The sequence below is a fragment of the Paenibacillus sp. J22R160 genome, assembly GCF_059692135.1.
Window position 1 is genome coordinate 37,979 of record NZ_JCAUAU010000021.1, and the last position, 21,923, is coordinate 59,901.

Annotated in this window: 18 protein-coding genes; 1 reads left to right on the forward strand and 17 read right to left on the reverse strand. The window is 44.4% G+C overall.

The window, feature by feature from the left end:
• Nucleotides 1-78 precede the first annotated feature (78 nt).
• From AC58UW_RS27565 to AC58UW_RS27625, 13 genes are all read right to left on the reverse strand, one after another.
• Nucleotides 79-1,386, reverse strand: a complete 1,308-nt coding sequence (locus AC58UW_RS27565) for an ABC transporter substrate-binding protein (protein WP_497423762.1) — start codon at nt 1,384-1,386, stop codon at nt 79-81.
• Nucleotides 1,387-1,492: 106 nt separating this feature from the next.
• Nucleotides 1,493-2,677, reverse strand: a complete 1,185-nt coding sequence (locus AC58UW_RS27570; protein ID WP_497423763.1) for a response regulator transcription factor — start codon at nt 2,675-2,677, stop codon at nt 1,493-1,495.
• A gap of 5 nt (nt 2,678-2,682) precedes the next feature.
• Entirely contained in the window at nt 2,683-3,915 is a 1,233-nt protein-coding gene (locus AC58UW_RS27575; protein WP_497423764.1) for an ABC transporter substrate-binding protein, read from the reverse strand.
• Nucleotides 3,916-3,961: 46 nt separating this feature from the next.
• The gene (locus AC58UW_RS27580; RefSeq protein WP_497423765.1) at nt 3,962-5,791 is read right to left on the reverse strand and encodes a cache domain-containing sensor histidine kinase; all 1,830 of its coding nucleotides are present in this window, start codon (nt 5,789-5,791) and stop codon (nt 3,962-3,964) included.
• 357 nt (nt 5,792-6,148) lie between these two features.
• Complete coding sequence (locus AC58UW_RS27585) at nt 6,149-7,273, reverse strand: MGDG synthase family glycosyltransferase (protein ID WP_497423766.1); 1,125 nt, start codon at nt 7,271-7,273, stop codon at nt 6,149-6,151.
• Nucleotides 7,274-7,546: 273 nt separating this feature from the next.
• On the reverse strand, nt 7,547-7,789 hold the full coding sequence (locus AC58UW_RS27590) for a hypothetical protein (RefSeq protein ID WP_497423767.1): 243 nt from the start codon (nt 7,787-7,789) through the stop codon (nt 7,547-7,549).
• A 34-nt stretch (nt 7,790-7,823) separates the two neighbouring features.
• Nucleotides 7,824-8,207, reverse strand: a complete 384-nt coding sequence (locus AC58UW_RS27595) for a VOC family protein (protein WP_497423768.1) — start codon at nt 8,205-8,207, stop codon at nt 7,824-7,826.
• Nucleotides 8,208-8,384: 177 nt separating this feature from the next.
• On the reverse strand, nt 8,385-9,956 hold the full coding sequence (locus AC58UW_RS27600; RefSeq protein WP_497423769.1) for a sensor histidine kinase: 1,572 nt from the start codon (nt 9,954-9,956) through the stop codon (nt 8,385-8,387).
• Between the two features lie 149 nt (nt 9,957-10,105).
• The gene (locus AC58UW_RS27605) at nt 10,106-10,876 is read right to left on the reverse strand and encodes a response regulator transcription factor (protein ID WP_497423770.1); all 771 of its coding nucleotides are present in this window, start codon (nt 10,874-10,876) and stop codon (nt 10,106-10,108) included.
• 18 nt (nt 10,877-10,894) lie between these two features.
• Nucleotides 10,895-12,025: a peptide-methionine (R)-S-oxide reductase MsrB gene (gene msrB / locus AC58UW_RS27610; protein WP_497423771.1), complete on the reverse strand. Its 1,131-nt coding sequence runs from the start codon at nt 12,023-12,025 to the stop codon at nt 10,895-10,897.
• Between the two features lie 28 nt (nt 12,026-12,053).
• On the reverse strand, nt 12,054-12,590 hold the full coding sequence (locus tag AC58UW_RS27615; protein ID WP_497423772.1) for a redoxin domain-containing protein: 537 nt from the start codon (nt 12,588-12,590) through the stop codon (nt 12,054-12,056).
• Between the two features lie 24 nt (nt 12,591-12,614).
• Nucleotides 12,615-13,325 carry a cytochrome c biogenesis protein CcdA gene (locus tag AC58UW_RS27620; protein WP_497423773.1) on the reverse strand — a complete coding sequence of 237 codons (711 nt, stop codon included), beginning with the start codon at nt 13,323-13,325 and terminating at the stop codon, nt 12,615-12,617.
• A gap of 157 nt (nt 13,326-13,482) precedes the next feature.
• On the reverse strand, nt 13,483-13,833 hold the full coding sequence (locus tag AC58UW_RS27625) for a VOC family protein (RefSeq protein ID WP_497423774.1): 351 nt from the start codon (nt 13,831-13,833) through the stop codon (nt 13,483-13,485).
• Nucleotides 13,834-13,991: 158 nt separating this feature from the next.
• Between AC58UW_RS27625 and AC58UW_RS27630 the strand changes: the two genes are divergently transcribed.
• Entirely contained in the window at nt 13,992-15,587 is a 1,596-nt protein-coding gene (locus AC58UW_RS27630) for a catalase (protein WP_497423775.1), read from the forward strand.
• A gap of 368 nt (nt 15,588-15,955) precedes the next feature.
• Here the strand turns inward: AC58UW_RS27630 and AC58UW_RS27635 are convergent, their stop codons facing one another.
• The 4 genes from AC58UW_RS27635 to AC58UW_RS27650 form a co-directional block, all read right to left on the reverse strand.
• A complete protein-coding gene (locus AC58UW_RS27635; RefSeq protein WP_497423776.1) occupies nt 15,956-16,966 on the reverse strand; it encodes a phosphotransferase in 1,011 nt (336 codons plus the stop codon).
• 41 nt (nt 16,967-17,007) lie between these two features.
• Nucleotides 17,008-18,792, reverse strand: a complete 1,785-nt coding sequence (locus AC58UW_RS27640) for a cache domain-containing sensor histidine kinase (protein ID WP_497423777.1) — start codon at nt 18,790-18,792, stop codon at nt 17,008-17,010.
• A gap of 14 nt (nt 18,793-18,806) precedes the next feature.
• On the reverse strand, nt 18,807-20,414 hold the full coding sequence (locus tag AC58UW_RS27645) for a response regulator transcription factor (protein WP_497423778.1): 1,608 nt from the start codon (nt 20,412-20,414) through the stop codon (nt 18,807-18,809).
• A gap of 107 nt (nt 20,415-20,521) precedes the next feature.
• Nucleotides 20,522-21,841 (reverse strand): ABC transporter substrate-binding protein, encoded by a 1,320-nt coding sequence (locus AC58UW_RS27650; RefSeq protein ID WP_497423779.1) that lies wholly within the window; start codon nt 21,839-21,841, stop codon nt 20,522-20,524.
• Nucleotides 21,842-21,923 lie beyond the last annotated feature (82 nt).

A 21,923-nucleotide genomic window follows, 5' to 3' on the forward strand; every position in this document is an offset into this window, starting at 1 on the left:
TAAAATATACCTTCAGGGAGCAATTTCGCTTCCATCACCGCCATGGGCTAGTGAAACGAGATTGCCCCCTATTGGCCTTTATTTGTTCTTTAATTTCGTTTTGGCCTTCTCGACGAGTGACCAGAATTCTTTATCAGGATCTTTCGTTTTATCTACCGCTACGGCTTGCATGCCATCGCCAATGATATCCGCAACCGTCTGATAGTTCGGTCCTTTACGCTGCACTTTAACATCCTTAGCTACCTCGGAGTACAGCACGCCTAGTTTCTGATTGCCCCAAAACTCATAACCCGTTTCCGTGAAAGCCTTGTCCCCATAGACGGATGGTGTTGAAGGGAAATTACCGGAAAGCTTGAAGACTTCCAGCTGCTGCTGAGGAGAAATCAGCCAACTGATAGCGGTATAAGCTTCCTTAGCGTACTTCGATTCTTTAGGAATGGTTAGGAACGATCCGCCCATGTTGCCTGTGCCTTCCGGTATTTTGGCTGCGCGCCATTTGCCTTTCGTATCCGGAGCCCGTGTTTCAACATGTCCCCGGCCCCAAGCTGCTGATATGTAAGTGGCAATTTTGCCAGCGTTGAGGGCTGCAGAATACTCTTGAAGGGCGTTCTTTTGATCGTAGCTACCCGCAATGCCCATATCTCTAGCCTTTTTAAAATAGTCCAGCGCCTTCTTCACCTGCGGATTGCTTTCGATGATGAGCTGATCGTCCTTATCGAAGTACAACTCATCCCCTTGATCGCGAATGGCGCCGAATAGTTCGTTCGGATTGGATAAAATATCGGCTCCCGTTTTCTCTTTAAGCGTTTTACCCGCTGCTAAGAAATCGTCCCACGTCTTGATCTTGGCTGCAACATCGTTCGGTTCGGACGGCAATCCTGCTTGTTGGAACAAGTCCTGCCGGTAATACAAGACCATCGGACCGATGTCCGTCGGAAGACCAAGCTGCTTCTCCCCGACAGTGGATTGTTTCCACTTCCAATCGAGATAGTCTTTTGCCAAATCCTTGGCGCCAAAGGTATTCAGATCATTAAATTTATCCGGATATTTCAGAAACTGATCCAATTGCGAAATATCGATCATCGCGATATCCGGAGCTCCTGACCCGGCTGACATAGCTGTTAGAAGTTTTTTATGCGCGTCTTCCCATTTGTAAATTTGCGGAATGATTTCGATGTTGGGATGGGTGCGGTTAAACTCAGGAATGATTTTCTCGAATGAAGCACCCTGCCAAAACCACATTTGCAGTTGAACTTTCTTGCCATCGCTTGCTTTCGCATCCGTTTTTACTGCTTCCGGCGCTCCTCCATTACTGCTGCAAGCACTGAGAAGGAGGACGGAAGCCATTAGTAAACCTAAGGCCTTACCCTTCGACACGTTTTTCATCGATTAACGCTCCCTTCAAATTTCGAGCTTATTAAGAAAGCCCTTACATTTAGTATAAACAGGGGTGGACAGACCGTATAGGTAACGCATCTTCGATTTCTTGGACTTAAGTTAGGAAAGTTCCGTCCACCGTCCGATACGCACCTGGGGCTATGCCCTCGAACGTTTTGAAGATCCGACTGAAATAAGCAGGGTCCTTGTAACCCACTTTTTCACACACCTCGTAAATCTTCAAATTCGTATCCCTTAGCCATTTTTTGGCTTCTGTTAAGCGATGCTGCGTTAAATAGTGCGTATAAGTCATCCCCGTTTCCTGAGGGAATAAATTGCTTAAATAATTGGGATTGATTTGGTACTGCTGAGCAAAGTCGGATAAGTTGGCTGTACCGGCATACTCTTTGTGAATATAGCCGAGAAGCGCTCGGATGATCGGCGGGAACGATTCACCACCGCTTTCTTTGCGCGTAATTTCTGTGAATCCAAGGCTTATCATGCTTCTTATGTACATCAAGCTAAGATCTCCGATGTCCTTCGTCGCCCCTCCATACCCCGTCTTCACCTCAATCCGCAGCTTAGCCGCCATCCATTTCGATGTCTCCTGCACTTCTCTCTCCCAAGCCTCCTGATCGCATTGAATCGCAAACAACACGACCGTAACAAGTCGGTCCTCTAGACAAACGGCTGCCGTTCCTAGACGGCTAAATGCCTCATGAGCGCACTCCCGTATAAAATACCGCACCGATGCTTCCCCTAGTGACCTTAGGTCCTTGGTTGAAAAGGAGACTAGCATTACCTTCTCGAATGACGGAATCAAGCTTTCATCGAAGGTCGGAACCGGCACTCCTTGCAGCAGGTCATGAAGGCGCTTTTCCAGCAGCGCACGTTCTCTAATGACGTTAACTTGCTGGGACTCCTGCCTGCGACGGTGTTTCTCATACGAGGCGATGTACACCTCTTGCAGCTTTTCCTTGGACAGTGGTTTGAGCAAATAAGCATGAACCCCGTGCTCCATCGCCTTTTGCGCATAATCGAACTCCGCATGCCCCGTGAGCACATACACATCGGTTCCAGGCGAATGCACTCGGGCAAACTCCGCTAATTGCAGACCATCCGCTGCAGGCATTCGGATATCCGTAATAAGGAGATGGACATTCTGCTGCTCTAACATAGCCATTGCCTCAAGCCCGTTTGATGCATCCAACACTTCTCCCACCCCATCGAAACGAGCAAGGGTCCGACATACCGGCTGGCGCACATTCGCTTCATCATCCACGACAAGCACTGTAAACATCACGATCAACCTCCTGTATTTATCTGCCTGAATCGGCGGACGATATCTTCCCATGTATGCTCTGGATCTGCCCCTTCGGATTCGACACGACGCAGACCCTCTTTGATCATTCGTTCAATCCCTTCATATTCAAAGTCATCGTATGCCGCTTTGTATCGAAGTGCCGTATAAGAGTAAATCTGACCGACGGGAGCGCCATGAAAGAAGGGGTCCCGTACTTCTAGAAACTCCCGGGTCGAATAGGTCTCCGGTGTGGATGGGAAATTGCCGCTGCCAATGAAATTGTCTAATTGTTGTGGCGGAGCCGTTAACCACTGAGCGAGCTCATAGGCGGCATGGGGATTTCGGCTTGTCCGTGGAACAGCCAGACATGTCCCCGACCAATTCGAGGGAAGTCCAGGGGCTCGAGCCAAATCCCAGACGCCTGCTGTAGCAGGCGCAACTTTCTTGAAAGCCCCATGAAGCCAGGATGGTGCCAGAACGACGGCAAACTTCCCGTTTACGGCGGCTGCGGCCCAGGCGGAAGACTGTGATGTGAGACCCGCATTGAGCCCGAGCTTATGGAAGCGTACAGCCTGATCCCAAGCCTCCTTCACATGCGGATCGAGTTCGTGGTCCATCGGCGTCAAATAATGACCGTCAAACTGGTTCAAATAACTCATGAATACGTTGGCCAAATTATCGATTAGGAAAGCACCTGTTTTCTTCTTGATTTCCAAGCCAGCCTGCTCCAACTGCTCCCAATTGGACAGAACTTTCGCCACTTCCTCCCGCTCAGTCGGGAGCCCTGCCATCTGAAACAAGTCACGCCTGTACGCTAAAGCGACAGGACCGATGTCCACCGGCATCGCAAATAGGAAACCGCCATCCTTGCTTTCAGCTTGACGCCATTTCCAATCCAGATAATGCTCTCTCTCATCGCCATAATCATAGAGATTATAGAATTCACTTTGGAAACGCTTTACTTGATTCAGTTGCGAAGCCTCCAGCAGAACGAGATCCGGCGTATCCGCTTTGGTGGCAAGGGACGTCATCAGCCCCGGCAAAATATCGTCGAACTGAAAGCTAACGATCTCCACATCCACCTCGGGATGCTCCGACATATACTTCTTAACAAGCCGATCAAGCCCGCTTCCCGGCCATAGCCAAACTCGCAGCTTGGCAACTTTTGCGGTGTTTCCGTCCACACTTGGCAAAGCTGATTCTGGTACACATGAGGTCAGCAATAGGAAACTCATTAGCCAAATGGTGAGACGTAAGGTAGAATGACTTCTTTTCCGGTATTTAAGCAGCGCCAGTCCCCCCTTTCTTGGACAGTAACGGCGGCACTGCTACCATCTCCGAGGTGTGGAATGGCAATGACAGCATAACCTGCAGCCCGCCTAGTGGACTCTTGGAGAGGCTAATTCCGCTGCTTGGCCCGAAGAACGCCTGCAGCTGCTTGTGCAGGTTGCTCAGCCCGATTCCCCGTCCCTGCTTCTCGAAGCTTTGCTCCTGATGAATAGCTGCCTCCAGCATCTGCAACGCCTCTTGCGTCATCCCTACGCCGTTGTCTTCTACCGAGCACTTTACCATGCCATCTTGCTGGTATATCCGCACTCGCACTTGCCAATCCCCCTCATCTTGTTGCTCCAAGCCATGATGGAATGCATTCTCGACTAGAGGTTGGAGCACGAGTCGTATAACGCGCTGCTGTTCCAATCCTTCCTCCACCTCGATGTTCACCTGAAACTTCTCGCCGTATCTCGCTCGCTGCAAGAGCAAATAACGGTTCAACTGTTCCATGTCTTCACCAAGAGTAACGAGATCCGTCGAAGGGTGGACGCTATAACGGAGTAACTCGCTTAGCGCGAGCGTCATGGCTTGCGCCTGATCCGGCCGTTCATCTTCAATGGTCCAATAAATCAGGTTGAGTGAATTGTACAAGAAGTGAGGACGGAACTGTGCTTTAAGCGCAACCAACTGTGCCCACTGGACGGTAATTTGCTGCTCCGACAGCCGCTCTACGACCTCCTCCAGCTCTTCCACTAAGGCATTGTAATTGGCATAAAGTCTCGTGATTTCACGGCTGGCAAATGGTTTATCAATTGCCTTGACCCCCTCCTTACGCAGTCGGTTCATCCCATCAGCTAGCAGCCGGATAGGCTTAGTTAGCGTCCATGTAAAATATGTCACGAACACGAGTGCAATGAGAATGCCTGCGCCCATCGTGAGTAAGGCATGAGCCCATATTTGGGAAGCTTCGCTATTGACTGCCTCCGGTTTGAAATAGGCGATTGTCGTCCAACCGCTGTACGGGGATTTCGCGTAAGACACTAGCACTTGTCGCTGGTCTTCCCTTGTCTCCCATTCGAAGAATGGCTGCGCATTTCTGCCGAATTTACTGAACAGCCCTACATCCGCAGCCGTACCGATTTCTCGTGGAACCGTAGAATACACGATGTTGCCGATCGAATCCATCACTTGCACCTTTCGCTCAATCCGTTGGCCGGTTTCGCCAATGATACGGTTGATTTTATCCACCGGAAACACAATAAACTCGTCCCCGAGTGGTGTCAGACTTGACGGATCCTTTAACTTCCGGGCACCAATGATCGCCGGGATTTCGCCATCCCGCCAGGCAGGTCCATATACCCACAGCATGTGCCCGTCAAGCGTTTGCATTTTGCTGTACCAGCTTACAGCAGCTACATCGTCAGCCATCCGCCAGAATAGCTGCAGCGATTCATTCGAAGCGTAGGCGTGGCCGTTGCGGTCGAATAAATGGAGCAGCATATCCCCGGCAATGTAGCGTATTTTTTCCGCCAAATACCGATTTAGGTCAATGGAAACTTGCGTTTCAGTGCCAAGCGGAGGTAAATCCGCTTTTAAAGCAGCCAACACTTTCTCATCAAACGCGACCATTTGCGAGGCCTGATCATATTGGCGCAGCAAAACATCAATTTTGGCGGACAGCTGCTCCACGGACTCTTGGGTATAGCTTGCGGTACGGTTAAGCACAATTTGGGAAGTCATACGGTAATTCAGCAAATTTGTAAGCGCAATCGCCAGTGCGGCAATCAGGAACATCCCCGCCAGAAGCTGGATAAAAATGGGTACAGGGCGTCGCAGCACCGTGCTTCACCTCCTCATTAGGTGTAAAAAAGTTTGTCAATTACCTTTTTCTACCTATGAGACCTTTCCCCTCTCTGCCTCCTCCAAAATATGTCTAACGGACTAGTTCACTGCCGAATATCGGCATATTTCGATTGGTTTTGTCGAAATAAAAAAGACAACATTCACCATTAGAACTCAGTGAACATCGTCTTTATTTTTCGTTTAGGAGGAGAAGCTCTTCTGACGAACGATCATCTTAACACCTAGCCAGCCAATAACAAGCACAACCGCCGCGATAATGAACCATTTGGGGTTATGTAGATGCATAACAACGTAATGCCAAGCTTTACCAAGCTTTTGACCTAGGAAAAGACTTCAAATTGACGCTGACATGAATTCACTTTCAAGAATCATCATCATGTCATTTACGATATGTGCCGCTGCATGATTTCTCTGCAACGATTCCATACGAGCGCGCATATCTTCACTTCTAGTTGGATGCTGAATGAATTGCTGAATATTCACAAAAAAATCTTCCATCTTATTTGCAATTGAAGCCACACCGAACCTGGATAAATATAAGGCATTTTCTTTCTCTTGACCGCCATTAGGCTTATACACGAATACCGGCAATCTTAAAGCTATGGCCTCCGTCAACGTTAAACCGCCCGCTTTTGTAACAATACACGCGGCTCTTGACATCCACTCATGAACATTATCAACAAAACCAAGAATGGTAATCCCCTCGTACGCGGCAAACTCTGCCTGAAGGCGATCTTTTAGCTTCTCGTTATGACCACAAATCACGACTAATTGACAGTCGTCAAGAAGCAGCAGCGTATCCAACATTTCATCCAGATAACTAGTTACTCCGCTTTCCGTAGCCATGATAAGGATGATTTTCTTATGTAGAGAATGAGCTTGCTCACGAATGCTCGCTGTTGCGAACTCTTGTTTCAGCGGAATACCGCTAACCTCGATACAATCCTTGTTATATCCTTTGAAAATAATTTGTTGCTTCAGATCTTCCGTTGCCACATAATATCGATCAACTTTTGGATGCAGCCAACTTGCGTGTAACGCGTAATCCGTAAGTACTGTAAAATTCTTAACCCCTATTGAACTGCAAACGATTGGAGCGGCCCCAAAAGGAAACGTATTGACCACAACATCCGGGCGTTCTTTCTGTATGAGCTCTCTCAGTTTCTTTTGACCCAAATAAGTCATTGATTTCTGAAAAAGTGCGGTTTCTTTCGTTTCACGTGTCAAGTAATAGCTCCAGCCATAATAGTCGATGCCTAGCTTGGAACTTTTTGTACTTTTGCTAATTAACGAGGACGTTATTGAATATATCCATGGATGGCCTTCCTTCATTAAATTAACAATTTTCACTTGCTCCATACCTTGTTTGAAGAACTGCTGCTGTAGCGCTTTAGAAGCTTGAATATGTCCATTCCCGTAACTAGCCGTAAGAATTAAGATGCGAGGATTATAAGGCATCGCTTAAATACCACCTTTCATCACAAATTTTTATAACGGATTCAATTACATGCTCCTACAGTTTCAATGTATTGCGAGTTCGATGGGTCTATTTCAATTTTCTTTAACCATAACACATGCCATTCCGTATATGAAGTAGGTATAATGCCTCGAGTGAATTAACAGAATGGATGCATAATTCCATACTAATCTATTAAATTAGCCCTCGCAGACTTGTCATTCCAGCATATCCTAAAGTATCAACGCTAGAAAGGAATGATAGAAATGACTTTATTACTCAACCACTTCTATGGCATTGTTTACCGAAGCGCCAATGGATTCATTACCGTGTTTAACGGTCGTGTTGTTGCAAGAAATCTCAATTCCATTGTAATCAGATTTATGAATAATAGAGGAGTTGTCGTTCTTAGAAGACTTTTCCTTCGTCAAATCCTTAGATTTGTCGCCATCTAATAGTTGCCACGCTAATTCATGTAAAAAAGGCTGCCAATTCTGGCAGCCTTTTTCATTATACACTACAATACGCACCGCTTGCTGTAGCTATTTCATACTATGAGTCATAGGCTGCATCAAACTCTATTATATTATTGTCTACATCAAGAATATAAATCTGGGCAAACCCAGCCACGCTTTGGGGTCTCGCTTCATAAGGCACGCCAATGTGTTCAAGCCACTCTATTGTGTTTCGGTAGCTTTTAACCCATAGAGCAAAATGTCCATCTACTGAATCAATACCACTCATGCGCAATGCTTCGCCATTCGGGTGTTCAAGTAGATGCAGCTGCTGATTCCCAACCGCATACCACACACCATTAGAGTTAAAAGGAGGGCGCTCAATCTCTTGAAAATGAAGCATATCCGAATAAAATTTTTTTGCTTTTTCCAAGTCTCTTACAGCTAAGCTTACATGATGGATCCGTTCAAATTCAATCATCTGCGCTCATTCCCTCTCATCCGTCGTTTTCATTTAATTATTCAAAAAACAGGCGTCTATTTCCGTGTACACGGTTCCCAATAGCGCGACGAGCAGAACAACTACTATAAAGTTTACCATTAATTTCGTTTTGTTCACAAGAATCAATTCCCTTCTAACGAGTTCACTTACTAATACTCACGGTATGATTATCGTTACTGTTGTTCCTTCTCCCAAACGGGATTGGATATGAACCCCATATTCCTTGCCATAGTAAAGTTTCAAGCGTTCATCTACGTTGTTGATGCCAACACCGCCTAATTTGGGCTGAGCAGTTGGTGATTCCATGCTATTATCGCTACGGAAAGCTGGGTCGAAGCCCACTCCATCATCCCTTACAATGAACTTTACATGTCCATCAACCGTATATTCACAAGTAACTTCCACAAAACCGGAACCTTCTTTTTCCCGAATACCGTGATAAATGGCATTTTCCACAATAGGCTGCAAAATGATTTTAGGAATCACCTTGAGCGCAAGCAGCGGATCGAAATCTAACTGATAATGCAGTTTATCGCCATATCGCTCCTTTTGAATAAATAAATATTGCGCGACATGGTTCATTTCATTTTCAATCGTTGTCGTCTCGCTTCCTCCGCTTAACGACAATTGAAAAAATTTGGCCAACGCTTTAGTCGTCGATATGACACGTTCGCTTTCATTAAATTCGGCCATCCAGACAATCGTATCCAACGTATTATATAAAAAGTGGGGATTGATTTGGCTATGCAGTACTTTTAATTCATAGGTGTGCAGCGTTTTTTCTTTCGTTTCGATTTCCTCCAGCAATCTACGAACCTCAGAAACCATCAAATTGAAATGTTGGGCAAGCCCTTGCACTTCAGTTACACCAGATTCAGGGACGCTTACTTCCAGCGTGCCTGTCCTCACCTTATGCATCGCCTCCTCTAAACGATGAATCGGCCGCGTAATGCTTTTGGCAATAAGTAGTGACACCGTAATAATAAGAATCAACAGCCCTAATCCGACAATGGCAAAAGATTGAAGCATTTGGCTGCGAATTTGCAGCAAACCATCCAGATAACTAACGCCAACCAATGTCCAATCGGAGTTCGCAATTTGTGTTTTATGAACAAGGATATCTTGCGATCGATCGTAGCCGCTAGGTGACAGGCTTATGTTCCTTAATTGCTCTTTCTTGGCTTGATCAACAAAAAATGTTGGATCTTTGTGATAAACAATTCCGCCCTGGCTATTAATAATAAAAGCAAAGCCTTTGCTTCCCAGATCCAAATCCTTCAAATAATCATCGATGCCGTTGTACTCAATATCCAATAGGATAACACCAAGATTCCGATTGTTCTCATCCTTCACTTCCTGGCTCATCGAGATCACCCATTTGTCCTTGTCCATCGCAAATTCCTGCATGCGGGCAGAAGAAAGAGCTGGCGTCTTGCTTTTAATAGCCTCTACATACCAAGGCTCAGTCATCATATTGGATGAGCGCTGCATGTTCAGTTTCGTTTCATTTGACAACATATAGCCGTCTCTTCCGATGACCACAACAGACTTAATGTAGGAATCGGACATCAGCACGGTTTGGATGAGCTGCATCTCATCTTTCTCCCCTTCTTTCGTTGGAGAAGCTAGTGTCTTGATGGTCTGGGGATTGTTAGCAAGCACATTGGATAATACCAGCAACCGATCCATATAAGCTCCAACGAAAGCCCCGCTTTTTGAAATTGCCATCTGCGACGATTGAATGGAATCATTCATTACGACTCTAGATATGCCCACATACAGGGCAGTACCGATTATTCCTATGGTTACGAGACTGATTAACATATAAACGAATGAAATGCGAGATTGCAAGGAGCGGGGAAATCCGGGAAATCTCTTCACGAGTATTTAATCCTTTCCCTATATTGCAGTGGAGAGACCCCAAACTTCTTTTTGAATGCGGCGCTAAAATAATTCGGGTTATCAAATCCTACCGCCGTTGAGATTTCATATATTTTCAAATCAGAAACGAGAAGCTGAAGCTTAGAACGTTCTAGTCTGACAGCTATCAAATAATCTTGAAAGGAGACATTAAACAATCTTTTGAACAGGACACTCATGTAGCCAGCGCTGAACCCTTTCTGATCCGCCAGAATGCCCAAGGAGAAATCAGGATTCGCTATATTTTCGTCGATAATTTTGGCGATAGATGCTTTGTTATCGGATTCATCTGTTGCTTGCAGCGTCGTTTTATAATCGCTAACAAGGCTTTGCAGTTCGGATTGCTGCTGCTCACTTTGAAGTTTACTCATTAACTTTTGCAGTACCTCATACACGTCTTCCTTAGAAACCGGCTTAAGGACGTAATCATCAATGCCAATTTTCAAGGAAGTAACTGCGTAATCATAATAGTCATATCCGGTAATAACGGCAATCTTAACATTTGACTTCATCTCTTTAGCTTTTCTAGCAAAATCAAGCCCATTCATTTTTGGAATATTAATATCCAGCAGAACGAGATCGGGACGATGAGCAAGGAAAAGCTTATACGCTTCCTCACCGTTCCCCGCCTCTATAATTTCTGTTATGTTAAATTTCTCAAATGGAACGAACCGTCTAATTCCATTCCTGATTAGTTCTTCATCCTCCACAAGCAACAATTTGTACATCGCCTTTTACCTCCAGAATTATTCAACACTTGAACGCAAATATCCGTAGCCTTCCGTTTGCATGTTGTCTAGTAGTACAAACCGGATGGAGGCGCTATCGATACAGAATCTTTTTCCTGTCGATTCGGCAGGTCCGTCATCGAACACATGACCAAGATGAATGCCGCCTACGCGGCTTTTAACAGCTGTACGAACCATATTATACCTTGTGTCCTTCTCATAAGTTACCACATCAGGGTCAATCGGTCTCGTAAAACTTGGCCAGCCGCAGCCGGAATCATACTTGTCACGACTGGAGAAAAGCGGTTCCCCTGTCGTGATATCAACGTAGATACCTGGATCGTACGTATCCCAATATTTATTGGAGTAGGCTCTCTCCTCGCCTCCTAGTACGGTTACGTTATACTGAAGATCGGTTAGTCTCGCCTTCAACTCTTCGTTACTGGGTCTGGAGTACTTCGTTGGGTCAACTTTAACGGGCTCATCCAGAATGGTTAAATCAACATGACAGTAACCGTCCGGGTGTTTCTCCAAATAATCCTGATGCTCTTCCTCAGCCAAATAATAGTTCGTCAGAGGCAGCACTTCCGTCACGATCTTTTTATCATATTTCGCCTGCTCTTTTGCTACCACTTCGTTAATTACAGCGGCGTCACTGTCATTTACATAATAAATTCCTGATCGATAGCTGATGCCAACATCATTTCCCTGCTTATTCACACTTGTCGGATTGATGATTTTAAAGAAACGGGTCAACAGATCAGAGAGTTCAATTCGCGCCGGATCGTATTTGACCTCAACCGTCTCTGCAAATTTACGATTTTCCCGAACTACATCCATATATGTCGGATTTTCCCCTATGCCATTAGCATATCCGGAAGTTACATCCTGTACGCCTGGAATTCGGGATATGAAAGCTTCCACTCCCCAGAAACAGCCTCCCGCCAAATAAATGGTTTGCAGCTTGCTATTGGAGTAATCCATCTTATCATTCGGATTTTCAGATCTTGTCGTCGTAGGCTCATTTTTCGCCATTGTCGCCGTGGATGACCCCACGGTTTTCGAATCACCACGGATGCCAATTGAATTGGCGCAAGCTGTAACCAACAAAAGTAGCAGCAGGGAACTTATATACAGAAATCTTTTCATGTTATTTCCTCCCATCTACAATGAAAAATCATGAGATTTTCTTGAAATTATTGATAATCGCATCATTAAAGTTGTGGCCTGGCACAGACTTTGCCAGAATCCCATCAGAACCAATGTAATAAGAAGAAGGATAACCTCTTACCCCGAATTTTTGAGCCCACTTACCGTCTTCATCGAGCAGTACCGTTAAGTTGCTTTTTTGCTCATCCTGCAGCCCTTTAAACCACTCCGTAAATTCTTTGGTAGACTGCTCTCCTTTATAATTTGGACTGACGATTGTAATCACCTTGAAACCATTGTCTTGGCCGGCCAATTCATTCAATTCATCCAACCCTGCCAAGCAGATTGAACACCAAGAGGCCCAGTACTTAACATATACTTTTTCACCGGCAAGACTAGCCAATTGAACATTATTCCCATTCAGATCCTTAAGCTCAAACATGGGGGCAGCCTGACCCGAGTTCATCGAAGATTGCGTTGCCTTTGTGGCGCCTTTATCCCCGCAAGCGGCAAGAACGAATAGTGAAAGCACCACAACACTGGCGAGTAACCATTTTACTTTCATCAACTTTAAACCTCCTACCCGTCATTAGAATATAGACACAATCGCGTTTAAATTATTGGTCATAAGCAGTAGGCCCATCACGATGAGGAGAATACCAGATATAACTTTTAATTTAGACAAATGCTTATTAAGCGCTCTTAAACGTCCTACCAACAAATCTGAAAAGAAGGAAAGGATAAGAAACGGAATAGCCAGACCTAGCGCATAAATGAGCATATAGCCTCCGCCTTGCAGGGAAGATCCTTCACTTGCAGACAAGCTGAGCACCGCGGCTAATATCGGGCCAATGCAAGGCGACCAACCGAAGCTGAACGTAAAGCCGAGTAAAAAGGCCGCTGTAAAACCCTTTTTCCCCTTCGTTTCGATGGTCAGTCTTTTCTCGCGTTGCATAAATAGCAGATTAAACACGCCTGTTTGAAAGATCCCGAATATAACGACAATGGCTCCACAAATGATAATAAACCAAGAGGTGTTAATGATATTACCAATAGCACCGGCTCCAAAACCAAGTAAAACAAAGACGAAAGAAATTCCGAGTATAAAGAATAACGTGTTGCCTATTAGATGAGGATGAATCCGCACCCTTCCTAATTTGACTGTTTTCTCACCAGTACCCGGCGTAACGCCACTAAGTTGGGCAATAAAGACAGGCAGTAGCGGCAAAATGCATGGTGAGAAGAATGAAAGCAATCCTGCAATAAACACACTTCCCGCAAAAACCTGATCTGTCAACATAACAACAGCCTCCTTTCTTAGTAATAGCTTACGACTTTCTCACCCAAATTGGCATACACGCAGATGATGACTTTCTATGAAATGATGATGTCTTCTAGTGGATTTAGCATAAAAAACAAAACTCCCTAATCCTAAGGATAAGGGAGTTGACATCCTTCTATTCCTTGCAAATCATTAGAACATTACCATCTGGGTCCTTGAAGTTAAACCAGTGATCATTCTCGATTTCCGTTAGTAATTCAACGTTCTTTTCTTTCATAAATTCGAAGGCTTGAACGATTTCATCGGTGCGTAATTGAAAGGTTGGCACTTTATAGACATGATCAGGCGCAAATATTTTGCTATCCAAAACAATACTTGGCCCTTCCATCGGTAAAACGTAGATATGCCCAAACAAAATTTCCCCATCCGACCTTAAGCCTAGCATATCGCAATACCAATCACGAGCCTGTTCAATATTGCTGACAGGAATAAAAACGCCGCCAATTTTATTTTTTATAGGATTCATAACATGCCTCCAACTTATTTTATAGCTTACGATTACTAATTTGACATCTACAAATATTTTCCTTTTCGATCCATCTTTTTGAATAAAAATCAGATGATAATAAATACTAAAAAGGACAAAAATGGAATTAAAATTCAAAAACAAAGGGGTTTACATGTATGTCAATCGATCCATCCAATTTGCAAGAAGGGCAACAAACGAACAACATGTTGACCAATCGTCAAGGACATCCAATCACAAACAACCAAAATATTCGAACCGTAAGTAATCGCGGGCCAGCTACCCTAGAAAATTATGATTTTATCGAGAAAATCAGCCATTTTGATCGGGAGCGCGTCCCAGAGCGTGTCGTTCACGCCCGCGGCGCAGGAGCTCATGGCGTTTTTGAAGCTTATGGCACGATTGGAGAAGAACCCGTTTCCAAATACACGCGCGCGAAATTGTTCCAAGAAAAAGGAAAAATAACACCGTTATTTGTACGCTTTTCCACTGTGATACATGGTACACACTCGCCTGAAACGCTCCGCGATCCGCGCGGCTTTGCCGTCAAATTTTATACAGAAGACGGCAACTGGGACTTGGTCGGCAACAATCTCAAAGTTTTCTTCATCCGTGATGCCATGAAGTTTCCAGATATGGTCCACGCCTTCAAGCCGGACCCGATCACAAACTTGCAAGATGGCGAACGTTTCTTCGACTTTTGTTCGAATTCCCCCGAAACCTTCCATATGGTGACTTTTGTTTACTCGCCATGGGGAATTCCAGCTAACTATCGCATGATGCAAGGATCAGGTGTGAATACGTATCGGTGGGTAAACAGTGAAGGCAAGGCTGTTCTCGTGAAGTATCACTGGGAGCCTACACAAGGCATTAAGAATTTGACGCAGAAAGAAGCAAGCGAAATTCAGGCGACAAATTTCAATCACGCTACGCAAGATCTTTATGATGCCATCGAGCGCGGCGATTATCCGCAATGGGAATTGCTCGTTCAAATCATGAGCGACGAAGAGCACCCTGAATTGGATTTCGATCCCTTAGACGATACGAAACTGTGGCCGAATGATAAGTTCCCTTGGCTTCCTGTGGGTAAAATGACGCTGAATAGAAATCCGGAAGATTATTTTACAGAAGTGGAACAAGCTGCGTTCGGTGTAGGTGTTTTGGTCGACGGACTTGATTTCTCGGATGATAAAATGCTTCAAGGTCGCACGTTTTCATACTCGGACACACAGCGTCATCGTGCTGGCGCCAATTATTTGCAGCTTCCGATTAACGCCCCCAAAAAACAGGTGGCTACGAATCAAAGAGGCGGGCTCATGCAATACAAAGTTGATCTTGCACCAGGCCAGAATCCGCATATCAACTATGAGCCGTCAATCTTAGGTGGGCTCAAGGAAGACCAACAACCTGGTAAAGAGCATACACCGTATGTTCAAGGGAACTTGGTTCGCCAATCCATCGACCGGAATAACAATACGAAACAAGCTGGAGAAACGTTCAGAAACTTCGAAGCGTGGGAAAAAGACGAGTTGCTTTCGAATTTGATTGGCGATCTCTCCCGCAGTGATCAAAGGATTCAAGATAAAATGATCGCTCTTGCTGAGGAAGCAGATGAGGAGTACGGTCGCAGGTTAAGAGAAGGCTTAGCACATGCTTCCAAAGAAGGCTCAAGCCAAAAAAATCTTGGCAATAAAAACGGTGACAAAGCTCCTCAAGAAGCTGTGCAAAAAGGTCATGAGGCTGAGCCTTATTAATTCAGTTCGAAGAGGCTGTCACAAAAGGTTCAAAAAAGAGGCACTCACTCGGTCATTGGATGACTTGGGATAGCCTCTTTTTATGGATCTGAATTGAATAGTGGGAAAAACTCCCTTTATTTCAAGCAAGTTTCGGCTCATTTATTCTAATAACTGGAAAAAGTCCCGTTAATTCGCTCCTTTAACCTTGTTTCCAAGCTCAATCGTCTGCATTAACAGGAGAAATTCCATTTATTCGTCCCTATAGTGCGTTATCCAGCTAATTAGCGGTAGTATCTCCCGTTTTTCTAAAGAGATACTCTCAAAAGTTTAAAAGAAGCTGTCTCTCGGTCATTTAATGGCTTTCGGGACAGCCTGTTTCTATCGAGCTATAGATCTTTAAGTGGAGAAAGCTTTGGCGGTTGAGGCAGTCCAAGCAGACTAGACGTCCACCGTAATGCAGGTCCCAACTGCAACCATTGAATAAATCGAAGCCGCGGGAGCTGAGCTATTGGCGGTTTCCCCGCTCTTGTTGCAAAGAAGCCTGCTGAGCAAACTGCAGCAGAACGTTCAGCATAGTCAGGGAACTCAATGCCAAGATCAGCCATTTCCTGTTTGTAAACAGGCAATAGTTTTTCGGCGGTCGGCCCTCCTTCCCCTTCTAGGCTAGGAAAGAAAAAGCCAATATCGAACATCAAGGGGCCTCTGCACGCCAATGCCCAATCGAATAACACCAAACTCCCGTCTCTAAAACGAAGATTATCTGACCGTATGTCTTTATGGATCAATCCCCAAGGTTGGTCTGGACGCATAAGATCCGCTTCAAGCGGAATCAAAACATCAATCGCCGCATCAAGCCAAGCCTCTGCCTCCTCTCGATTCTCATGAAACAGCTCAAGAAAGCAATTTCTTTCTTCACTGCTTTGTTTCATAGAAAGCCAGTTCTCCGTTACACCTCGGCCTGTCATCTCTTCTACCTTATCGGCCTCGGAGAGTCCACGTATATGAAATCGGGCTAAATCGCGCATCGATTGAAATGCTAATGCCTCGGTCCAAGTCGGCACTTTCTTGCAATCTTTTAAATCCTCCAACAATAATAGGTGCCATCCCGGAGTGCTTACCGACCCATAATATCGAGGTGAAATCGGCGAAATCGCACGAACCTCACGGTACACAGCTTCTTCTAACGGAAGCACTCTCCAATTCTCTGTAAGTGAACCCTGCCCTGCTCCCTTAGCAAATAGCGTTCTTCCATCTTCCAAAAAAATTCGAAACGTTGCCGTTGGTCCATAGCCTCCAAACACACGAGTTGCCGTTCGAATGGAGCTTTCCATCATGTCTTCCACTTGTTTCCGCAATTCAAGGGGGACATCTCGCCAATAAGGCTTTGGTTCACGCATATTTTTTCACCTTTCCTCTATAGATTAAGCCCATCTCAAGTTCATGGGATACTTGCTCCTAGGCTGACATTCATCTCTTCTTGCTTGTATTTTAGCGCAGGAAATTGAATCGTTACCCTCGTTCCGCTGAATTGCGAATTATTTGCAATGTCGACCCGGTATCGTGCCCCGAAAAAAGCTTCGAACCGCTCTTTCACGTTCCGAATGCCATAGCCGCCCGTATTTCCTTCTCGCTGGGCATTCCAGTTTGGCTTCAACCCGGCGCCATCATCCGTGATGTGGATAATCACTTCGCCTTGGGATTCTCTTGCGCTGATGGTGATACTGCCGGTTAATCGCTCATTGAATCCGTGCATGATGGCATTTTCTATGAACGGTTGTAACGTCATTTTGGGGATGTACCAATCTTGCAAATGCTCTGCCAGATCGACGGATACCGTCAAGCCCTCCTCCCAGCGCAGTTGCTGGATCTGCACATAACACAACGCGTGTGTAAACTCTTCGCGAATCGTGATTTGGCTTTCCCCATTGGACAGCCCGATTCGAAACATTTTGCCCATCAGCTCAAGAATTTGACTTAATTTATCATGTCCAGCCGTCAGTGCCATCCAATTTAATTGATCTAACGTGTTATATAAAAAATGAGGGTTTATCATCGCTTGAAGCGCTTTAATTTCTGCTTTCTTTTGCTCCTTGTATTGATTCTCTAGAGAAATGTATAACGATTTAATTCGATCCATTAATTTACGATATCCGGAAAATAATACACCAAATTCATTATGATAATCTTCTGGCAAATTCACTTTATTCGTGTTCGCCGTATATCTCCCCATTTCGTGAAGCAGCTGACGTATAGGGGCTATAAATAGATTGGAAAAGTATAATGTAAATAGAAAGGCAATTAGAATCGCCGAAGCACCAACAAGAGATAAAACAGCTGATATATGAACACTGCCTTTTGTGATTTGGTTCAAAGGCGTTAGCTGAACAAGCATGCAGCTGGAATTATAATGCATCGCCCATACCATTAAGGTATTCTTTTGGGAGCTAGCGGAGTCATGACTACCGGGAATTCCTACTTTGATATAACCGCTTTCATTATTCATGTCCAGCAGATAAGCCTTAATCTTCGTCGGCAACGAAGGATCACCGATGTACGTAATAACTCTGCCCCCTGAATCAAGGAGGATCCGGTTGGACGTAGGGATTTCACTACTGATCTGCTTTTGAATTGATGACGCTTTCAAGTTTATCATCATGAAACCTTGGTATTTGCCACTATTCGAATATATTTTGCGCGCAAAGCTGATTACTTCTATTCGGCCTTGATTGGAAGTCATGGTATGTTGGCCAATCCATGCGGAATCTGCATTTTCAACAGCATCATACCAGCTTTGTTCTCTAGCTTGATTCATATCAATAAATGAAACAAGACCCTGCGATTTCGCAGGAAACGCATTCCTCGTGTAAAAATCAATGGATTGAATAATAGGCGTTGAATAAGCAATGTTACTCAAAAATGATTCTAGTTCCTCCCGTTTCTGATAATTGGAATACGAATCATTGGTCGCATCCGGATATTCGGTAGTCACAATATTCCTGGTCGCAGCCAGAGAAATTTGCTCAATCGCACGCATTTGAATTTCAATCTTGTTATATAATTCATTCAAATTTTCTTTTTGATAATAAGTTGTTACTCGCACCATTTCTTTTGTAGAAAGCGTATAGGTTAGCAAAATGACAATCGTGAGCAAAATTAGGACAAAACTTGTCAAGCCTCCAAAAAGCAAATAATCGATTCGGTATCTTTTGAACATCATTTTCATTCGCCATTCCGCCTTTATGTCAGTAATTCGGCAGGTGTGAGACCAAAGTATTTTCGAAAAGTAGTACTGAAATATGGGATATTATTGTATCCCACTTTATTAGCGACCTCATAAATTTTATATTTTCTTTCCAAGATCAGCCGTTTGGCCTCTTCCATCTTCACACTGATAATATAGTTGTTGATCGTTTCTCCTGTAGCGTTCTTAAAGATCTGACTTAAATAATTACGAGAGATATACACTTTATCAGCAAGCTCTGCAATTGTAATATCATTGGCATAGTTCTCACGGATGTATTGTTTGATGAAATCAATGGCCATCTTATGCTTGAAACTTTCTTGCCAATGCTGATTCATGCAGATTCGCTGTATAATGCTGTTTAACCATGCTTCATACTGGTCAAACGTATATATTTTATTCAATTCACTTTCCATACTGTGCTCCTGAAAGATCTCTGTCAGTCGGATATCCTCATCCGCTAGCGCGAAACTGAAAATAGCCCAGAATTGCGCGCCAAGCAAGCTATATTGAGGGGGGATTGCGCTTACCCTTAAGGTCGCCATATAGCTTTCAATCAACTTCTCGGCATTCTTTCCTTGCGTTGTTTTGATATCTTCAATGATTTGTTGATAAAATTTGATCGGTTTGGACATAGTCGTCTGGAAATGACCAGTTGGGGAGTGCTCTGTGCTTTCATATTCAAACACGCCTGTTGATTGAAGCACTCTGACATCCGGGACTAGCGGCTGAAAAGCCTCTTCCAACGAATCCGATAGATTGGACCAATTCTCTGTAAATCTGCCGATGCCAATCCGAATCGTAATATCGAGATAGGCTTGAACACAATCTATGATTTTCCAGGCAATAGCTCTTATATGATCGATATACTCTGAATAAAGCGCATTCTTTTCAAAATGAAGAATTAATGCCGCATGATAACCATGCAACTCAACATAATCATAGGATCTTTTTTCCACTTGGAGAATTTCTTTCATAATGTTTTTGATGGCAAATCGAAATAACAATCGATCTTGTGTCCGCACTTCGGAAATTCTCGACGTTCTTAGAATCTCAATGCCAAGCACGATATGGCTCTGATCATCTTTCGTTTTACATAATAGCGTCATCTCATTCCAGTTGCTAGCTGTCCCCGTTACCACTGTTTTCAACTGTTCTTTCCGCACGAATGGCTCGTACTCATCAATTTGGTCTCGCAGCTTCTCCTGCTCGATCTTTGATTGATTCTCAAGTTCGATGGACGATATCGTTCGCTGCAGCACCTCTGTGATTGTATTTCTAGAGACTGGCTTTGATAAGTAATCCTCTACTTGAAGTCTTAGTGCTTGACGAGCCACTTCAAAATCAGCATACCCGCTATGAATAAGAATCTTACCTTCAAAGCTCTCTTTCCGTAATGTTTCGATCATTTTCATGCCACTCATAACAGGCATATAGATGTCTGTTATGACGATATCAGGCTTTTTCTCCCGAATGAGCTCTAATCCGCGCTCTCCATTCAGACCTTCTCCTACTAGCTCGGCTCCAATTTCTTCCCAAGGAATCACTTGTTTCATTCCCTTGAGCACCTGGCGATCATCATCAATGATTGCAACCTTCCACATCTCGTTGCCTCCTACTAAAAGGTTGTCATGTCAAAGCACCCCTTAATTATAACATCAGAATAACCTAATCAGGGCTTCTATGTTAATTAAGGGGTGCTAGCAGCTACTTATTTTTCATATTCAGCAGACTTTTTCTTCAATTCGTCAAACCCTTGCTCAATCTTCATTTTTCCGAACATAATCGATTCAGTTACCGCTTTGTAATCCTTCGTGTCGAAATTGTTCCAACCTTTTGCACCAGGATTAAACTGTTGTGCTCCTTGTGTGGCCATATTGATCATATCGATCGTCAATTTATCAGCGTTACTAAATTTCGGTTGTAATTGTGAGAGAATTTTACTTGAAACTGGCACACCGCGTGTCGTTCCAGAAATTTCTCCTGCTTCTGGATTGTTAATAAACCAGTCAATAAACTTCTTGGCTTCTTCTTTATTCTGAGATTCCTGGCTGACGCTGAAGAAGAAGGTTGCCTTCAACCAACTTCCACCCTGCTTGTCCTTAGGCATCGCATAAACACCAATGCTGCCGGGCTTTAAGCTGTCCCATGAAGAGGCTTGTGCCGCATGTGCTGCTTTGAAGATTATTTTGCCAGTAAGCATCAAGTCCTGTTTCGGGTCTAAATCAACGTCACTGACGGATACATCAGCTGGTGGAATTATACCCGCATTGCGGAATTCTTCAGCCATCTTCATCCACTCTAACCAAGTGTCCTTATCGAAATTAAACTTCCCTTCCGGTGTGACCGGGTATCCTTTTCCTTTACTTAATTGATAGGACGTATACATATCACGATTTCTCGCAAAATCCCCAATGACATAATGATCCTTGTCCAGCTTGGACTTGATATCTTTGGCTAGACTGAAAAATGCATCCCACGTGATACCATCTGCCGGAAGCTTAACCCCGAGTTTATCTAATGAACCTTTGTCATAAATGAGACCCCAAGCATTCCCGCCAAGCGGAACTGCGGTTTGCTTGTCTTTGAATTTCCCAGCTTCAACTAGTTTAGGATCGACGTCCTTTTCATTGACACTGCTGATATCCGCCAACTGGCCTCTAGCGTTCCAGTCTGCCAACCAAGCTGCATCCATCTGGATAATATCAGGAGCATTCTTCGCTGCGGCTTGTGTGGTTAGTTTATCGATATAACCGTCAAACCCTGAGTACTCCGGTTCGAAAGTAACATTCGGATTATTCTTTGTATAAAGATCCAGCATTTTTAAAGTCGCATCATGACGCGGTTGCGATCCCCACCACATAATACGCAGCTTAACAGGTTTACTACTTGTCGTCGTATTCGCAGTACTGCTCGGGTTCTTGCTCTCGGCTGCTTTAGGCGTTGAATCTGCTGCACCGCATCCTACTAACGATAGTCCGATTGCTGTTGTTAACATGGCGATTGTCAGTTTTCTTCTCATTGTAGCCATTCGTCATAACCCCTTCATTATTTAGTAGTTTGTATTTTCAATCTTTACTTAATATAGCTCTATGAGGTAATCATGCCTATGA

Excerpts from the sequence above, each read along its gene's own strand:
- AC58UW_RS27640 (WP_497423777.1), bottom strand. The coding sequence starts at position 18,792 with ATGAAAATGATGTTCAAAAGATACCGAATCGATTATTTGCTTTTTGGA.
- AC58UW_RS27620 (WP_497423773.1), bottom strand. The coding sequence starts at position 13,325 with ATGTTGACAGATCAGGTTTTTGCGGGAAGTGTGTTTATTGCAGGATTG.
- AC58UW_RS27630 (WP_497423775.1), top strand. The coding sequence starts at position 13,992 with ATGTCAATCGATCCATCCAATTTGCAAGAAGGGCAACAAACGAACAAC.
- AC58UW_RS27645 (WP_497423778.1), bottom strand. The coding sequence starts at position 20,414 with ATGTGGAAGGTTGCAATCATTGATGATGATCGCCAGGTGCTCAAGGGA.
- AC58UW_RS27565 (WP_497423762.1), bottom strand. The coding sequence starts at position 1,386 with ATGAAAAACGTGTCGAAGGGTAAGGCCTTAGGTTTACTAATGGCTTCC.
- AC58UW_RS27605 (WP_497423770.1), bottom strand. The coding sequence starts at position 10,876 with ATGTACAAATTGTTGCTTGTGGAGGATGAAGAACTAATCAGGAATGGA.
- AC58UW_RS27635 (WP_497423776.1), bottom strand. The coding sequence starts at position 16,966 with ATGCGTGAACCAAAGCCTTATTGGCGAGATGTCCCCCTTGAATTGCGG.
- AC58UW_RS27650 (WP_497423779.1), bottom strand. The coding sequence starts at position 21,841 with ATGGCTACAATGAGAAGAAAACTGACAATCGCCATGTTAACAACAGCA.
- AC58UW_RS27575 (WP_497423764.1), bottom strand. The coding sequence starts at position 3,915 with ATGAGTTTCCTATTGCTGACCTCATGTGTACCAGAATCAGCTTTGCCA.
- AC58UW_RS27600 (WP_497423769.1), bottom strand. The coding sequence starts at position 9,956 with ATGGCAATTTCAAAAAGCGGGGCTTTCGTTGGAGCTTATATGGATCGG.
- AC58UW_RS27585 (WP_497423766.1), bottom strand. The coding sequence starts at position 7,273 with ATGCCTTATAATCCTCGCATCTTAATTCTTACGGCTAGTTACGGGAAT.
- AC58UW_RS27615 (WP_497423772.1), bottom strand. The coding sequence starts at position 12,590 with ATGAAAGTAAAATGGTTACTCGCCAGTGTTGTGGTGCTTTCACTATTC.
- AC58UW_RS27595 (WP_497423768.1), bottom strand. The coding sequence starts at position 8,207 with ATGATTGAATTTGAACGGATCCATCATGTAAGCTTAGCTGTAAGAGAC.
- AC58UW_RS27570 (WP_497423763.1), bottom strand. The coding sequence starts at position 2,677 with ATGTTTACAGTGCTTGTCGTGGATGATGAAGCGAATGTGCGCCAGCCG.
- AC58UW_RS27625 (WP_497423774.1), bottom strand. The coding sequence starts at position 13,833 with ATGAATCCTATAAAAAATAAAATTGGCGGCGTTTTTATTCCTGTCAGC.
- msrB (WP_497423771.1), bottom strand. The coding sequence starts at position 12,025 with ATGAAAAGATTTCTGTATATAAGTTCCCTGCTGCTACTTTTGTTGGTT.